Annotated in this window: 15 protein-coding genes and 1 pseudogene; 3 read left to right on the top strand and 13 right to left on the bottom strand. The window is 33.8% G+C overall.

The window, feature by feature from the left end:
* Positions 1 to 158 precede the first annotated feature (158 nt).
* The 12 genes from auxB to KA858_RS01785 all read right to left on the bottom strand — a co-directional run bounded on the left by auxB (position 159) and on the right by KA858_RS01785 (position 12,209).
* Positions 159 to 1,367: a lipoteichoic acid stability factor AuxB gene (gene auxB, locus KA858_RS01840; RefSeq protein ID WP_210134862.1), complete on the bottom strand. Its 1,209-nt coding sequence runs from the start codon at positions 1,365 to 1,367 to the stop codon at positions 159 to 161.
* A 72-nt stretch (positions 1,368 to 1,439) separates the two neighbouring features.
* Entirely contained in the window at positions 1,440 to 2,513 is a 1,074-nt protein-coding gene (locus tag KA858_RS01835; RefSeq protein WP_210134861.1) for an ABC transporter substrate-binding protein, read from the bottom strand.
* The gene (locus KA858_RS01830) at positions 2,510 to 3,322 is read right to left on the bottom strand and encodes an ABC transporter permease (RefSeq protein ID WP_210134860.1); all 813 of its coding nucleotides are present in this window, start codon (positions 3,320 to 3,322) and stop codon (positions 2,510 to 2,512) included. The genes KA858_RS01835 and KA858_RS01830 overlap by 4 nt, the downstream gene beginning before the upstream one ends.
* A 5-nt stretch (positions 3,323 to 3,327) precedes the next feature.
* A complete protein-coding gene (locus KA858_RS01825; protein ID WP_016930732.1) occupies positions 3,328 to 4,131 on the bottom strand; it encodes an ABC transporter permease in 804 nt (267 codons plus the stop codon).
* Positions 4,124 to 5,218, bottom strand: a complete 1,095-nt coding sequence (locus tag KA858_RS01820; RefSeq protein ID WP_193839525.1) for an ABC transporter ATP-binding protein — start codon at positions 5,216 to 5,218, stop codon at positions 4,124 to 4,126. Before KA858_RS01820 ends, KA858_RS01825 begins: the two co-directional genes overlap by 8 nt.
* A gap of 15 nt (positions 5,219 to 5,233) precedes the next feature.
* Positions 5,234 to 5,773, bottom strand: coding sequence for a helix-turn-helix domain-containing protein (locus tag KA858_RS01815; RefSeq protein ID WP_016930734.1), 540 nt, complete (start codon positions 5,771 to 5,773; stop codon positions 5,234 to 5,236).
* Between the two features lie 172 nt (positions 5,774 to 5,945).
* Positions 5,946 to 6,218, bottom strand: coding sequence for a UPF0223 family protein (locus KA858_RS01810; protein WP_210134859.1), 273 nt, complete (start codon positions 6,216 to 6,218; stop codon positions 5,946 to 5,948).
* Between the two features lie 184 nt (positions 6,219 to 6,402).
* Positions 6,403 to 7,809: a dihydrolipoyl dehydrogenase gene (gene lpdA / locus KA858_RS01805; RefSeq protein ID WP_016930736.1), complete on the bottom strand. Its 1,407-nt coding sequence runs from the start codon at positions 7,807 to 7,809 to the stop codon at positions 6,403 to 6,405.
* A gap of 3 nt (positions 7,810 to 7,812) precedes the next feature.
* Positions 7,813 to 9,114, bottom strand: coding sequence for a dihydrolipoamide acetyltransferase family protein (locus KA858_RS01800; RefSeq protein ID WP_210134858.1), 1,302 nt, complete (start codon positions 9,112 to 9,114; stop codon positions 7,813 to 7,815).
* Positions 9,115 to 9,320: 206 nt separating this feature from the next.
* On the bottom strand, positions 9,321 to 10,298 hold the full coding sequence (locus tag KA858_RS01795) for an alpha-ketoacid dehydrogenase subunit beta (RefSeq protein WP_053022629.1): 978 nt from the start codon (positions 10,296 to 10,298) through the stop codon (positions 9,321 to 9,323).
* Positions 10,299 to 10,301: 3 nt separating this feature from the next.
* Positions 10,302 to 11,414, bottom strand: coding sequence for a pyruvate dehydrogenase (acetyl-transferring) E1 component subunit alpha (gene pdhA, locus KA858_RS01790; protein ID WP_053022628.1), 1,113 nt, complete (start codon positions 11,412 to 11,414; stop codon positions 10,302 to 10,304).
* A 171-nt stretch (positions 11,415 to 11,585) separates the two neighbouring features.
* A complete protein-coding gene (locus KA858_RS01785; protein WP_210134857.1) occupies positions 11,586 to 12,209 on the bottom strand; it encodes a YkyA family protein in 624 nt (207 codons plus the stop codon).
* Between the two features lie 130 nt (positions 12,210 to 12,339).
* On the opposite strand from KA858_RS01785, the gene def reads away from it, so the two are divergent.
* The 3 genes from def (at position 12,340) to rnjA (ending at position 15,279) form a co-directional block, all read left to right on the top strand.
* Positions 12,340 to 12,891 carry a peptide deformylase gene (def, locus tag KA858_RS01780; protein ID WP_210134856.1) on the top strand — a complete coding sequence of 184 codons (552 nt, stop codon included), beginning with the start codon at positions 12,340 to 12,342 and terminating at the stop codon, positions 12,889 to 12,891.
* Positions 12,892 to 13,381: 490 nt separating this feature from the next.
* Positions 13,382 to 13,600 carry a DNA-dependent RNA polymerase subunit epsilon gene (locus KA858_RS01775; RefSeq protein WP_053022625.1) on the top strand — a complete coding sequence of 73 codons (219 nt, stop codon included), beginning with the start codon at positions 13,382 to 13,384 and terminating at the stop codon, positions 13,598 to 13,600.
* Positions 13,600 to 15,279 carry a ribonuclease J1 gene (rnjA, locus tag KA858_RS01770; RefSeq protein ID WP_210134855.1) on the top strand — a complete coding sequence of 560 codons (1,680 nt, stop codon included), beginning with the start codon at positions 13,600 to 13,602 and terminating at the stop codon, positions 15,277 to 15,279. The genes KA858_RS01775 and rnjA overlap by 1 nt, the downstream gene beginning before the upstream one ends.
* Here the strand turns inward: rnjA and KA858_RS12760 are convergent.
* A pseudogene (locus KA858_RS12760) lies at positions 15,276 to 15,680 on the bottom strand (IS5/IS1182 family transposase); the annotation flags it as partial. The gene rnjA and the pseudogene KA858_RS12760 sit on opposite strands and share 4 nt — an antisense overlap.
* Positions 15,681 to 16,518 lie beyond the last annotated feature (838 nt).

Raw genomic sequence — 16,518 nt, 5'->3', positions numbered from 1 at the left:
GGAACAGAATTCTTTTAAATTCGTCGTCCCACCCCCGCAAGGATGACTAGAACTGAGAAAAGCTTGAATTAAGCGCCTTCTCAGTTCAGTCAGCTACTGCGAATTTGCTAAATAGCATTATTATATTATTTATGTTCCAGACTCGCTTTAAGGAGATATTAATCTTTATTATCTTCGTTGTTATTTAATTCTTTATCTGATTCAATATCATCTTTATTCAATACTTGTTTACGTTCTTCATAATTCATACGTCGTTGACTAACTGCACTTGGTTGATTTTTGCGACGCTCTTTCATACGTTGATTATAAGCTTTACGTTTTTCTTTTTTCTTGGCTTTAAGTTCAGCCTTTTCTCTTTTACGTTGCGCTTTTTCTTCTTTTTTATCAATTTTCGGCTCTGAATCAACCACATTTTCAGCAAAATCATTTGAATCTTCATCAATGTTGTTATCGTACTGAGATTGTTTATTCGATTTCTGATTGTATTTAGCCTGTCTAGAAAGTACGCCAGTTGCTTCATTATCATTAGCATCTGTGTGGTACTCATCAGTGATTGCACGTTTTGGATATTGATTATATTTATCTTCCTCAGTGTCAGTTGCTAAATCTTGCTCAGCATCATTACGATGTGTTGTGTCATCAAAGTTGTTATCTCGATAATTATTATCGATATCATCATTGTAATATGGTTTTTTACGACGTGTACGACGGTCTGATTTTTTAGTTTTATGTGGTGGTTCCACATCGTCTTGTTCATAATCGTCATACTGGTTATGATTATCGTAACCATAGTCGTCATTAATATTTCTATTTGATCCATAATAACGATCATCATAATCATTATATTCATCTCTAGGATAGTAATGCGGTTCATAGCCTTGTGATGGACCGTACATAGGTACTGTTTCAACCTTACTCTTCCGTGCAAACATCATGATTGCAATGATAAAGAAGAAAATAGGAATAATTAATGTTACGAATAATAATACCAATGGCAATGTAATAATTGAGGCAATTAAGAATAAGAATCCAGAAAGTATTCTCATATTCATAGATATTAACGCTAAAAATGAAATAAGCAAACATACTATGAAATAAACAATAATTGCCCATACACCATTTTGTAACCAAATCACAAATTGTGTGGTATTTAAACTATTATTTGTTAAAATCTGCTGAATTAGTTCATTATTATTCATTGAGTTTTCAAGATTTTGAATTGATGTATCATTACTAAATGACACGAGTGCAATAAACATTGTAATAACCGTCAATATAAGTAAGAAAATCCAACTAAACCAACCTAAAAGTTTTTCAGTCAGACGACTCACAGGCCGTTTGATTTGCGTGTAACGTTCTCCTGACATGTATTACAACTCCTTATATAACTTATCAAATAATTATATCTAATTCATTATAAAATAACTACTATTTATAGTCTATTTTAAAGACATTTTAAAGTTTAAGAAACTTTCGTTATATTCTCCTAATGTTTTAGGACCTAAATCTTTATAAATTTCTAATCGCGCTTGCTCTTTTTGCGTTGGATAGAAACGATGATCATCTCTTACTTCTTTAGGTAATAACTGACGTGCAGCTTTATTTGGTGTAGCGTATCCTACCCACTCTGTATTCTGTTTGTTATTTTTAGCGTCAAGAAGGAAATTCATAAATTTATAAGCACCTTCTTTGTTTTGCGCTGTCTTAGGAATAACCATGTTATCAAACCATAGATTAGACCCCTCTTTAGGAATCACATAATTATATTTGTCACTATTTTGCACTAGTGGAGCTGCAACACCACTCCAAACGACTGCGATATTCCCTTCGTTTTGTTCAAGCATCATTGTAACCTCATCCCCAACAACACCACGAACTTGAGGTGCCAGATGATGTAAATCCTTCTCCGCTTCTTTTAAATGATTGGGATTAGTATCATTTAAACTATAGCCTAATTTATTTAAAGCTAATCCCATAATTTCACGTGCACCATCCACTAATAGAACATCATTTTTATATTTAGGTTGGTATAAAGTACGCCAACTACTAAAGTCTTCATTTGGATAGGCTTGTTTATTATATAAAATACCCACTGTTCCAAAGAAATAAGGTAGTGAATATTTATTATTTCTATCATATGGCATATTCATATAATTAGGATCTAAGTTTTTAATATTGGGAACCTTACTATGGTCAAGTGGTTCTAATAAATTTTCACGTTTCAATTTTTGAACCGTATATTCACTTGGAAAAGCCACATCATAATGCGTTCCACCATTTCGAATTTTAGCTTCCATCGCTTCATTCGAATCAAACGTTTCATATACAACTTGAATGCCCGTTTCTTTCTCAAATTGTTTAATTAAATCTGGGTCAATATATTCGCCCCAATTATATACATAAATCTTTTCACCAGTACTCGTATTATCTTGCGATTTAAACCAGTGACTAATACCTAAGCAAATTAAACCGACAACAATGGCACCCAATATAAGTTGTAAAAATTGCTTCACTGTTGTACACCTCGCTTAGCTAAATGTCGTTTTTTCACTGAACGTTTTATTGCATAATAGCCAACAATTCCTAATACAATAGCAGCGAATAAAATCGTTGAAATGGCGTTAATTTCCATACTAATTCCTTTACGGGCCATAGCATAGACTTCGACAGACAGTACACTAAATCCGTTACCCGTCACGAAGAAACTTACTGTAAAATCATCTAATGAATACGTTAAAGCCATAAAAAAACCACCAATAATGGAAGGCATTAAGTTTGGAATCAATACACGTCCAAGTATTTGTGATTCTGATGCGCCTAAATCGCGTGCAGCATTCAATATATTGTTATTCATTTCATAAAGCTGTGGTAACACTACGATAACAACAATTGGAATACAGAATGCAATATGAGATGCAAGTACTGTTCCAAAGCCTAAACCTAAGCCAGTTATATGTCCAACTGCTGTAAACATAATTAAAAATGAAGCGCCTATCACTACATCTGAGGAAACCATTAGTACATTATTAAGTGTTAACAAAGTTACTTTGAATTTTTTATTTCTTAAGTAATATAACGAAATAGCACCAAATGTTCCTATAATAGTAGAAATCGCTGCCGCTAATAGTGCAACTGCTATTGTATTAAAAATAACAGACATTAAACGGTCATTTTGAAACAGACTTTGATAATGCTCTAAAGTGAAATGTTCAAAATGAATCATATTTCCCGCTGAATTAAATGAATAAAACATAAGGAAAAATATCGGAACATATAATATAACTAATAGGATGCCAATATATAATTTTCCATACCACTTCATTTAATTCACCTTCTTTCGTCCGTTGATTTTGATTTAGTAATAATTAAAATAAAAGCCATAAATACAATTAAGAAAATAGCAATTGTAGAACCCATACCATAATTTTGAATCACTAGAAATTGTTCTTCAATTGATGTACCAATATTAATTACTTTATTACCCGCAATCAATCGTGTAATCATGAATAATGATAATGCTGGGATAAAGGTTACTTGAATGCCTGTCATGACACCTTCTTTAGTCAAAGGTACGATTACTTTTCTAAAAGTTGTAAAAGGACTAGCACCTAAATCACTTGAAGCTTGTAACAAATTATTAGGAATTGCTTTCATACTATTAAATATCGGTAGAATCATAAATGGTATATAAATATAACTTGCTACTAATAAAAATGCGCCTGGCGTAAATAAAAGATTAGCTGCCGGTAAATGAATAAAATTAAGAAATTTATTAATCAAACCTTCATGACTTAATATGCCAATAAACGCATATGTTTTTAGTAAAAGATTTATCCACGTAGGAATAATTAAAATGAGCAACCACATATTTTGATTTTTTGATGCACGAATAAAGTAAGCAGCCGGATAACTAATTAACAAAGTAATTATTGTAATAAGCGCTGCATAAAAAATTGAATCCCACATCATCTTTAAATATTTCAATGATAATATTTGCTCATAATTGGTAAAACTAAAATGACCATTTAGATCGGTAAATGAGAAATATACGAGTAAAATAACTGGTATGATAATGAATAATAACATCCATAATAAATATGGAATGATGAGCACTTTATTAATATTACGCATTGTCTAACGCCTCGTAACTTTCAATACGTTTATCAAACTCTTCTTCTGTTTCACCAGGAACCATGATATGAATTGCTTCCGGGTCAAAATAAAGTCCAACTTCGCTGCCGACTTCAGCTTTTTTAGTTGTTTGTATTACCCACTCATACCCTTTTCGATCAATGCAACAAATTTCATAATGTACGCCTCTGAATAACATTGAGTCTACAGTGGCTTTGAATAACCCTTTGTCTGATGCTATTAATGAAATATCCTCAGGTCTGATGACAACTTCTACTTTCTTCCCAGAGGGTATGCCCGCGTCTACACATTCAAAGTCTTGACCATAGATATTCACTACAAAATCCTCTACCATTTTGCCTTCAACGATATTAGATTCACCTATAAAATCAGCAACAAAACGGTTGACCGGCTCATCATAAATATCTGTTGGAGTACCAAATTGTTGGATTTTACCATCTTTCATAACAAAGATATAATCACTTAAAGCCAATGCTTCTTCTTGATCGTGCGTTACAAATATGAATGTTATTCCTAGGCGTTTTTGTAGTTCACGTAATTCATATTGCATCTCTGTTCTTAATTTTAAATCTAAAGCGGATAATGATTCATCCAACAATAATATTTCAGGTTCGTTGACAATGGCTCTTGCAATTGCCACACGCTGTTTCTGACCGCCACTCATTTCATTGATGTTACGTTGTTCATATCCTGATAACTTCACAAGTCTTAATGCATCTTTTACTTTCTTATCGATATCTTTTTTAGAATATTTTTTTAACTTTAATCCAAAAGCTATATTATCGTAAACATTTAAATGTGGAAATAAAGCATAATCTTGGAAAACAGTATTTACCTTTCTCTTATTCGCAGGCAAATCACCTATCGATTTATTTAAATAGATAATATCTCCATCATCTGGTTGTTCAAATCCAGCTATAAGCTTCAATATCGTTGTTTTCCCGCAACCTGAAGGACCTAGTAATGTGTAGAAATGACCTGATTCTATCTCTAAATCCATTTTGTTCAATATTGTTACATCGTCAAAACCTTTTGTTACACCTTTAAATGATAACAATGGCTCCATTACTATTCTCCTCCCTTATAAATATGATGCTGTCGCAACTATCAAAATTTCTATTTCTTCTGATGTTTCATTATGTAATTGATGAATTTCATCAGCCCTAAAGTATAAAACATCCTCTTCATTAGCCTGGTATCGTGACTTTCCTAAAGTCAGCGTTACACATCCTTTTAAACAATATATAAATGTGTCTGATTCAGATGGATCAAAATGTTTATAGGATGCACCTGGTTTCAATGATAATATGAGCGGTTCCATTTCAAATTCATTTGATTTCATTACCAACCAATTAAGAACATATCCTCTATCATATTCATCATAAACAGTGCGCTCATCTCTCGTATAAAGCACTTTTTCTTTTGATTTTTCTTTAAAAAAATCACTTGGAGATGTACCTAACACCTCTAGAATATTTAAAAAGGTTTCCATGCTAGGAGAAGCATGCTGACTTTCAATTTGAGAGATGTATCCTTTGGACAAATCTGTACGTTCTGCTAACTCTTCTTGTGTTAAATTCTTTATACGTCTTAAATTACGTAATTTATTACCAATTTGCATTGTTAATCACCTTAAAAAAAGCTATATCTTGTTTACTAATATTAAACATTTTGTTTAATGCTTAATAAAAGTATCAAAATATAGCTTTGACTTCAATAGTTTTTTGAAATTAAATATAAATTAATCTAATAGACTTTATAAGTTTTGATAGTTCACATAGAACAACGCTAAGTTAATTAGCGCTAAACGACGTTTGATCAGGATTATTTTTCACTTCTTGTATGACTTTGTAACTGTTATAACTACTTTTTTCTTCAAATTCTTTAAATATTTGCTTTTCTTCTGCTTTACCAGGAACGATTTCTTTAAAACGTTTATAATGCTGTATTAAGTCTTGACCATTGACCGATTTTTCATAATAGCTTTCAATTTTATTGAAAAAGGCAATCACATCGACCATTTCTTCGTTAGTCCAATCTAAATCTAGCGGATATTGATACTCCATCTAAACCCTCCTTTTTATTATTTTAGCCGTTATTAATCTTATACCCATTACAGCTAGATAATATTAAAACAGGGGTGAAACCAAGTTCAAATATGAACTTGAGTTGCACCCCTGTTGACTGTTAAATAACTATAATACAGTTATTCAATTTATGAAATTAGTCTATTCGACTAATCATTAATTATTACATAGTGTGGATTGGTAATCCAATTGCTTTTTCAGCAGCTTCCATAGACATTTCACCTAATGTTGGGTGAGCGTGTACAGTTAATGCGATATCTTCAGCATTCATACCAGCTTCAATAGCTAAACCTAATTCAGAGATAATGTCTGAAGCGCCATTACCAGCAATTTGTGCACCGATAACAGTACCGTCTTCTTTTAATGTGATAAGTTTAACGAAACCAGTAGTATCATCTAATGATAATGCACGGCCATTACCAGCATAAGGGAATTTAGAAGCTTTATAATCTAAACCTTCTTCTTTAGCTTGTGCTTCAGTGTAACCAACTTGAGCTAATTCTGGCTCAGTGAAACATACAGCTGGCATACCGATGTAGTCTACTTCTGATGCTTGGCCAGAAATAGCTTCAGCAGCTACTTTAGCTTCATAACTTGCTTTATGAGCAAGTGGTAAACCAGGAACGATATCACCAATTGCATAAATATTGTCGATAGAAGTACGGCTTTGTTTGTCTACTTCTAATAATCCACGATCAGCGAATTTAAGGCCTAATTCTTCTAAACCTAATTCGTCTGTGTTTGGACGACGACCAACAGTTACTAATACATAATCAGCTTCGATAGTTTTTTCTTCACCTTTAGCTTCATAAGTAACTTTAACGCCATTTTCAGTTTCTTCAGCATTTTTAGCCATTGCTTCAGTAATGATTTCAACGCCTTTAGCTTTCATGCCTTTTTTAACTGGTTGAACCATTTGTTTTTCGAATCCGCCAAGAATTTCTTTAGCGCCTTCTAAAATAGTAACGTCTGAACCGAAGTTAGCAAATGCAGTACCAAGTTCTGAACCAATGTAACCACCGCCGACAACGACTAATTTACCTGGAACTTCTTGCAAGTTTAAAGCACCTGTTGAATCGATAACACGTTTACCGAATTCAAAGTTAGGAATTTCGATTGGTCTAGAACCTGTTGCGATAATAGCGTGTTTGAAGTTATAAGTTTGAGCACTTTTTTCGTCCATAACACGTAAGCTATTATTATCAACGAAATATGCTTCACCTTTAACGATTTCAACTTTATTACCTTTTAATAAGCCTTCAACACCACCAGTTAATTTGTTAACAACTGATTTTTTGAATTCTTGAACTTTGTCAAATTTAAGTGATACGCTTTCAGCGATAACACCTAAGTTTTCAGAGTGTTGTGCTTCTACAAAGCGGTGTGAAGCGTGTAATAATGCTTTAGAAGGAATACAACCAACGTTTAAGCATACACCACCTAAGTTACCTTTCTCAACGATAGTAACTTTTTGTCCTAATTGTGCTGCACGAATTGCTGCAACGTATCCACCAGGACCTGCTCCGATTACAATAGTATCTGTTTCAATTGGGAAATCTCCAACTACCATGTTTTACCCCTCCATTAATAATAATTCTGGATTATTTAATAAGCGTTTAATGTGATTCATAGCGTTTTGTCCAGTTGCACCATCAATTTGTCTGTGGTCAAAGCTTAATGATAAAGCTAATACTGGAGCTGCTACGATTTCACCGTCTTTAACGATAGGTTTTTGAGCAATACGGCCAATACCTAAGATAGCTACTTCTGGGTGGTTGATAACTGGAGTGAACCATTGTCCACCAGCTGAACCGATATTACTGATTGTGCATGTAGCACCTTTCATTTCGTCAGATGTTAATTTACCATCACGTGCTTTAACAGCTAATTCGTTGATTTCATCTGAAATTTGGAAGATTGATTTACGGTCTGCATTTTTAACTACAGGTACTAATAAACCTCTTTCAGTGTCAGCAGCAATACCAATGTTCCAATAGTGTTTGTGTACGATTTCGCCAGCTTCTTCGTTGAATGAAGTGTTAAGTGCTGGGTATTTTTTAAGTGCAGAAACTAATGCTTTAACAACATATGGTAAGAAAGTTAATTTAATACCTTGTTCAGCTGCAACTTCTTTGAATTTTTTACGGTGATCCCATAAATCTTGAACATCAATTTCATCCATTAATGTTACGTGAGGAGCAGTGTGTTTAGAGTTAACCATTGCTTTCGCAATTGCTCTACGCATTGCTGGGATTTTTTCTGTAGTTTCAGGGAAGTCACCTTCAGGTACAGATTGTGTTTGAACTGCAGAAGTATCTTCTGATGTTGAAGCAGCTGCACTTTCGTTTGAAGCTGTTGCTGCTTGCGCACCGCCACCATTTAAGTGGTTGTCGATATCTTCTTTAGTAATTCGACCATTTTTACCTGAACCAGCTACTGCTTTGATGTTAACGCCTTTTTCACGAGCATATTTACGAACAGATGGCATAGCTTTGATTTGTCTATTTTCATCTACTTCTTCATCTTGTGAAGCTGATGCTACTGGTGCTTCTTCTGTTTTAGCTTCTTCTTGAGCTGGTGCTTCTTCTGATGAAGCATCGTCATCATGACCACCTTTAAATTGCATATCTTCTGCATCAGGTGCGTCGATTTTAACAATAACATCACCTACTACTGCTACAGTACCTTCGTCAACTACAACTTCTTCAACAGTACCGCTAACAGGAGATGGGATTTCAACTACAGATTTGTCATTTTGAACCTCTGCTAATACATCATCTTCTTCAATTGTATCTCCGGCTTTAACAAACCATTTTACAATTTCACCTTCGTGGATACCTTCACCAATGTCGGGTAATCTAAATTCAAATGCCACGTTCTTGTCCTCCTAGATTTCTTATTCATCATTTAATAAATTTATAACATAGAGCAAGGACAGAATAATTTGAACCACTACATCAAATTACTTTGCCCTACGCCTCTAGTTTACACTTACTTATTCACACATAGAGTAAAAAGTAAACATGTTACTTACTTACTTCCTATAAGTCTGATTGCTAGCTAATTGTTAAGCTAAAAGTATTAGAATTCTAATGTAGCTTTAGCTTGCTCAACGATGTCGTTTTTGTTTGGTAACCAAACATTTTCAGCTTGAGTAAATGGGTATACTGTATCAGCAGCAGCTACACGAGCGATTGGTGCTTCTAATGAAAGGATAGCACGTTCAGCTAATTCAGCAGCTACTGTAGCACCAACACCAGCTTGACGTTGTGCTTCTTGAACTACTACAGCACGACCAGTTTTTTCAACTGAAGCAACTAAAGTATCGATGTCGATAGGTTGTACAGTACGCAAGTCAATAACTTCTACTGAGTAACCTTCTTTTTCTAATTCTTCAGCAGCTTTTTCAGATTCTTGAACCATTGCACCGTAAGCGATTAATGTGATGTCGTTACCTTCTTTTCTCACATTAGCTTTACCGATGTCAATTGTATATTCTTCTTCTGGAACTTCTTCACGGAATGAACGGTATAATTTCATGTGCTCTAAATATACAACTGGATCATTTGATCTGATTGATGATAGTAATAAACCTTTAGCATCATATGGGCCTGAAGGAATAACTACTTTAATACCTGGTGATTGAGCTAAAATGCCTTCTAAGTTATCAGCGTGTAATTCAGGTGTATGAACACCACCACCGAATGGTGCACGGATTGTAACAGGCGCTACTTTAGAACCACCTGAACGGAAACGTGTACGAGCAATTTGACCAGCAACTTCGTCAAATACTTCAAATACGAAACCAAGGAATTGGATTTCCATTACTGGACGGAAACCTTCTACAGTTAAACCAAGAGCTAAACCACCGATACCAGATTCAGCTAATGGCGTATCGAATACACGATCTTCACCGAATTCTTTTTGTAAACCTTCAGTTACACGGAATACACCACCGTTAACACCAACGTCTTCACCGAAAACTACTACGTTTTCGTCATTTTGCAATTCAGTTTTAAGCGCATTGTTAATCGCTTGAACCATTGTCATTTGTGCCATGGCTTATTTCGACTCCTTCTCTTTGTAAATTTCATATTGTTCAGCTAAGTTTTGAGGCATATCTTCGTACATGATATCCATTAAGTCAATAACTGTTTGTTTTGGAGTATTGTCAGCCTCTTTGATAGCTTTCTTGATGTCGTCTTTAGCACGTTCAATAACTTCATTTTCTTTATCTTCGTTCCATAAACCTTTATTTTCTAAGAATTTTCTGAAACGAACTAATGGGTCTTTTTTCTTCCAATCTTCATCTTCATCTGAAGTTCTGTAACGAGTTGGGTCATCTCCAGCCATTGTATGAGGACCATAACGATAAGTCATAGTTTCAATTAATGTTGGACCTTCACCATTAATAGCACGATCACGAGCTTCTTTAGTAGCTTGGTATACAGCTAATGCATCCATACCATCAACTTGGATACCAGGGATACCTACTGCAATAGCTTTTTGAGCTAATGAAGTTGCTGCTGTTTGTTTACTACGTGGAGTAGAAATAGCATAGTTGTTATTTTGGATAACAAAAATTGCTGGTGCTTTGTAAGCTGAAGCAAAGTTGATACCTTCATAGAAGTCACCTTGTGATGAACCACCGTCACCAGTGTAAGTGATCGCTACTGCTTTTTTACCACGTTTTTTAATACCGAATGCTACACCAGCAGTTTGAATGTATTGTGCACCGATAATGATTTGTGGACTGAATGCATTAACACCTTCAGGGAATTGATTTCCTTTGAAGTGTCCTCTTGAGAATAAGAAAGCTTCAGTTAATGGTAAACCATGCCAAATGATTTGTGGCACGTCACGGTAACCTGGTAAGATGAAGTCTTCTTTTTCTAAAGCGTATTGTGAAGCTAATTGTGAAGCTTCTTGTCCAGCTGTTGGCGCATAGAAACCTAATCGACCTTGTCTATTTAATGAAATAGAACGTTGGTCAAGAATACGTGTCCACACCATTCTTTCCATTAATTCTACTAGTTGTTCATCAGTTAAATCAGGTACTAAGTCTTCATTTACGACATTACCATCAACATCCAAAATTTGAACCATTTCAAATTTCGACTGAGTATCATTTAATACTTTTACTGCATCGAATTGGGCTTGTAACTTAGGAGCCATTCAATTCACCATACCTTTCCCATATAATAGAAATTCATTTTATCCTCTCATAGTGTACCACAATTTATTTGTACTGTTAAATATTTTAATAAAGTTCTGTATTACTAAAAAAGATACAGTTTTTTCAACTGTATCATTATCGATATTCAATCTGTATCAATACCCAAAGTACTACAGATTATCAACATCTTGTTTTTCTTTATTTACTGTGTTCATAGCTTTTGAATATTCTTTAAATTTGTCTTGGAAATTCTTCTGTGCTTTATTTAATGCATCATTCTTTTCATCTACTTGAGATTGCGTTATACCATCCTGTTTGATAAGTTCGAATAAATCTTTTTCTTTATCTAAAACATTCTTATAGGCATCCGCATATTTGTCATGTACTTTATATTTGTTTTTAACTGCATCATCTAATTGTTTAAGTTCTTTTTTCTTGTCATCACTTTTAATTTCTTTGATGTGTGACTCGCCTTTATTAAATTGTTTCTTAGAATCATCTAATGCTGCTATTTCTTTATCAAATGTATCTTCTCTTTGTTTGATATTATCAAGAATATCATCAGCTGCTTTCTTACGTGTTTCATCATTATCATTATTCGCTTTTTTATATAGATCTTGTTTCTTTTCTTCGAGAGAATTTAATTTCTTGCTAATACTATTAATAGGTTGTTCTTTATCAAACGCCTTTTGAACATTTTCATTGTATGCTTTCACTTCTTTTTTATCTGTTGTACAACCTGCTAATAAAACTGTCGACGCTGCTACTACTGCAACTGTTTTACGTAGTTTCATTGAGTGTAAACCTCCTCGTAGTCATTCGACTGTTATCATATAGAATTATGCTTTATAAATCAAATGAAATAAGATAATGTACTTATGATTCGTTTTTCTGTTATATTTTATTATAAGGAAGGTGTATGACATGTTAACTATGAAAGATATTATCAGAGATGGTCATCCTGCGTTACGCGCTAAAGCGGAAGACGTAAATTTACCGTTATCTGATGAAGATAGAAATACATTAAAAGAAATGCGTCAATTTTTAATTAACAGTCAAGATGATGACATTGCTAAAAAATATGGTTTACGTTCAGGCGTTGGTTTAGCTGCGCCTCAAATCAATGTTTCTAAAAGAATGATTGCTGTTTACTTACCTGATGATGGAAACGGTAAATCATATGACTATATGCTGGTTAATCCTAAAATCATGAGCCACAGTGTTCAACACGCCTATTTACCTACTGGTGAAGGTTGTTTGAGTGTGGATGAAAATATTCCTGGATTAGTTCATAGACATTATAGAGTAACCATTAAAGCATTAGACATTGACGGTAATGAAGTTAAATTGAGATTAAAAGGTTATCCTGCGATTATTTTCCAACATGAAATCGATCATTTAAATGGTATTATGTTCTATGATTATATTGATCAAGACAATCCATTAGCACCATTACCAGACTCAGTTGAGGTTTAACTTTAATCAAGTTTATTTTACTCAAGCTATTTTCAAATATGGAAGTAGTTTGAGTTTTTTATTTATCCACGACTTGAACAATAAATTTAATTCTTACTTATTTAATAATATTTAGACTTTATATCTAGTAATTGAAGTGTTGAACAGATATAAACTGCTTTATTTATTTATATACATAATGTAAAATAAATAGTAACTGAAATCTTAGTGTAATGCTAATTTTCAAATAATGAACGACATTTATATTTGCCTTAATACACGCTTGAAAGTCAGAAACATATCATATTGTGCTTAATCACATAACTATTAGGTTGATATTTATAACATGACGCTAATATCAACACGTAGAGAAATCAATATTTACAAATAATTGTAAATTGACAAAGTACTACTATTAACCTACGCAATATGACTGGACGTATCAAGTTGATTAAGGTTTCAGATTAATAAAATCAATTAAGATGTTTAAATTTAGGAGGAACTATCCAATATGACAGTATTTAAAGTATTTTTCCAACATAACAAAGACGAAGTAATCGTTCGTGAAAACACAAATACAATTTATGTTGAAGGTGAAACAGAGGAACAAGTAAGACGTTATTTAAAAGACCGCAATTATAATATCGAATTCATTACTAAATTAGAGGGCGCACATTTAGAATATGAAAAAGAACATTCTGATCATTTCAACGTGGAGAATGCTCAATAATGAAGCAATTACATTCTAACGAAGTAGGTGTATATGCTTTAGGTGGCTTAGGTGAAGTCGGTAAAAACACTTACGCCATCGAATATAAGAACGAAATCGTCATCATAGATGCTGGAATTAAATTCCCCGATGATAATTTACTAGGAATTGACTACGTCATTCCTGATTACACTTACCTCGAACAAAATCAAGATAAAATTGTCGGTCTATTCATAACGCACGGACATGAAGACCATATAGGTGGTGTGCCCTACCTATTAAAACAAATTAATGTACCTATTTATGGTGGTCCATTAGCTTTAGGACTAATACGTAATAAGCTAGATGAACACAACTTATTACGTAATGCGTCATTAAATGAGATTACAGAAGATAGTGTTATTAAATCGAAACACTTTGAAATATCATTTTATCTAACAACTCATAGTATTCCTGAAGCTTACGGTGTAATTATCGACACACCTGAAGGCAAAATTGTTCATACTGGTGACTTTAAATTTGATTTCACGCCTGTAGGTGAACCAGCGAATATTGCTAAAATGGCTGAATTAGGTAAAGAAGGTGTTCTATGTCTTCTATCTGACTCAACTAATGCCTTAGTTCCTGATTTCACACTAAGTGAGCGAGAAGTCGGACAGAACGTTGATAAGATTTTCCGTAATTGTAAGGGACGTATTATATTTGCTACCTTTGCATCTAATATTTACCGTGTACAACAAGCGGTTGAAGCTGCAATTAAATACAATCGTAAAATTGTAACATTTGGTCGTTCTATGGAAAATAATATTAAAATTGGTATGGAGCTGGGTTACATCAAAGCACCGCCAGAAACTTTTGTGGAGCCAAATAAAATTAACAATATTCCTAAACATGAATTACTTATTCTATGTACAGGCTCTCAAGGTGAACCGATGGCTGCTTTATCTCGTATCGCAAATGGAACGCATAAACAAATTAAAATTATTCCAGATGATACTGTAGTCTTCAGTTCTTCACCTATTCCAGGTAATACTAAGAGTATCAACCGCACTATTAATGCTTTATATAAAGCTGGTGCTGATGTAATTCATAGCAAAATATCTAATATCCATACATCAGGTCACGGTTCACAAGGCGATCAGCAATTAATGCTTCGCTTAATTCAACCGAAATACTTCTTACCTATTCACGGTGAATATCGCATGCTTAAAGCACATGGTCAGACTGGTGCTGACTGTGGTGTTAAAGAAGAAAATGTCTTTATCTTTGATATCGGTGACGTGCTTGCATTAACACATGACTCAGCACGTAAAGCGGGTCGTATACCTTCTGGAAATGTGTTAGTTGATGGTAGTGGTATTGGTGATATTGGTAATGTCGTTATCCGCGATCGTAAATTATTATCTGAAGAAGGCTTAGTCATAGTCGTCGTTAGTATCGATTTCAGTACTAATAAATTGCTTTCTGGTCCAGACATCATTTCTCGTGGTTTCGTATATATGCGAGAATCTGGACAATTAATTTACGATGCGCAACGTAAAATTAAAACTGATGTTATTTCAAAACTAAATGCTAATCCAAATATTCAATGGCATCAAATTAAATCGTCAATCATTGAGACACTACAACCTTATTTATATGATAAAACAGCACGTCGTCCAATGATTTTACCTGTAATTATGAAAGTGAACGAAGATTAATAAATGGTTTCCGTATGACGTAATAGCGTCCGGGACATAAAGTTCCAGGATAAGTAAATTAAGACAATTTCTATTGAAATAATATAGAAATTGTCTTTTTTTATACTTTTTTTGATTATTTTTAGCTCATTGAGTTGTTACTTTCTTTATATTATGTGCATTAGCACAATTCCTTGTTCTCTTTTGGATTTATTTATCTCTTGTACAGACATTCGAGTGAAACCCAAAAACGCCTCCATAAATCTAAAAGTAAGCGCCACATCAATTTTCCTTTGACTGTAGGTGGTTTTCGTTTTAGATTCTAAAAGTATTCAATTAATTTGGGCTTTAAAACATTCACAATTATAATTCTTCATTCATTTTTTATTTGTTTTTGAATTGAAGTTCATACAGTTGTCCTTTTTTCATACAATCTTCTTTCATTTTCATCAATGTGACATCATGGTCTATTTTAGAATAACTATTATTATCCTTTGGTAGAGTTACTTGAGTCATATTATATTTTTTAGTATTTCAATATAAAATTACATATAAATATAAAGTATTGTGGCAAGACGATTGTGTTGATTATTAATGAACATAAGTGCTCACACACTTATGTAAGAAATTCTAAAGATGAACTACAAATGACGTTGTGTGCGGGGCCCCAGCAAAGAGATTTTCAACAAGAAAATCTACAAGCAAAGCAAGCTGGGGTTGAGGAGGGAGCGGGACAGAATTCTTTTGAATTCGTCGTAACCCCAACTTGCTTAGCTCGTAAAATCACTTTCGTGATTTTTTGTGTTGGGGCCCCGCCCACCTCCGCAAGGATGACTAGAACTGAGAAAGCTTGATTTAAGCGCCTTCTCAGTTCAGTCAGCTACTGCGAATTTGCTAAATAGTATTATTATATTATTTATGTCCCAGACTCAAGTAGTTCTAATGATTAAAATCAAAGAACTACTTTAGAGCCTTTCCCACATGAAAGCGTCGCAACCAAAGAATATTATCCATCCAAGAACTGTTTTAGAGACAGCATCCCAGGAACGCGAAGCAACTTATGTGAGTGATTATCTATCTAAGAACTATTTTACAAGACTGTGGCTCGATCCATCCCCCCCTAGGCAAGCATCACAACAGAATGAGTAAATGTTCATCTAAGTATTTCTTTAAAAGGACTACAGGCTGAAGCTGTCCCCTAAGACAGCCAGCCGACAATATCAAGTATTGCAAATAAAGAAGAGTCCGGGACATAAAGTT

This window comes from Staphylococcus sp. GDX8P80P (genome assembly GCF_017893095.1).
In the GTDB taxonomy this organism is placed as follows: Bacteria; Bacillota; Bacilli; order Staphylococcales; family Staphylococcaceae; genus Staphylococcus; species Staphylococcus borealis.
The sequence above is the reverse complement of the archived record's forward strand: the minus strand, read 5'-3'. Positions and strand labels throughout refer to the sequence as shown.

Bases quoted from the DNA above. Each gene is read 5' to 3' on its own strand.
- KA858_RS01830 (WP_210134860.1), bottom strand. From the start codon at position 3,322: ATGAAGTGGTATGGAAAATTATATATTGGCATCCTATTAGTTATATTA.
- KA858_RS01825 (WP_016930732.1), bottom strand. From the start codon at position 4,131: ATGCGTAATATTAATAAAGTGCTCATCATTCCATATTTATTATGGATG.
- lpdA (WP_016930736.1), bottom strand. From the start codon at position 7,809: ATGGTAGTTGGAGATTTCCCAATTGAAACAGATACTATTGTAATCGGA.
- auxB (WP_210134862.1), bottom strand. From the start codon at position 1,367: ATGTCAGGAGAACGTTACACGCAAATCAAACGGCCTGTGAGTCGTCTG.
- pdhA (WP_053022628.1), bottom strand. From the start codon at position 11,414: ATGGCTCCTAAGTTACAAGCCCAATTCGATGCAGTAAAAGTATTAAAT.
- def (WP_210134856.1), top strand. From the start codon at position 12,340: ATGTTAACTATGAAAGATATTATCAGAGATGGTCATCCTGCGTTACGC.
- KA858_RS01820 (WP_193839525.1), bottom strand. From the start codon at position 5,218: ATGGAGCCATTGTTATCATTTAAAGGTGTAACAAAAGGTTTTGACGAT.
- KA858_RS01775 (WP_053022625.1), top strand. From the start codon at position 13,382: ATGACAGTATTTAAAGTATTTTTCCAACATAACAAAGACGAAGTAATC.
- KA858_RS01815 (WP_016930734.1), bottom strand. From the start codon at position 5,773: ATGCAAATTGGTAATAAATTACGTAATTTAAGACGTATAAAGAATTTA.
- KA858_RS01810 (WP_210134859.1), bottom strand. From the start codon at position 6,218: ATGGAGTATCAATATCCGCTAGATTTAGATTGGACTAACGAAGAAATG.
- KA858_RS01785 (WP_210134857.1), bottom strand. From the start codon at position 12,209: ATGAAACTACGTAAAACAGTTGCAGTAGTAGCAGCGTCGACAGTTTTA.
- KA858_RS01795 (WP_053022629.1), bottom strand. From the start codon at position 10,298: ATGGCACAAATGACAATGGTTCAAGCGATTAACAATGCGCTTAAAACT.
- rnjA (WP_210134855.1), top strand. From the start codon at position 13,600: ATGAAGCAATTACATTCTAACGAAGTAGGTGTATATGCTTTAGGTGGC.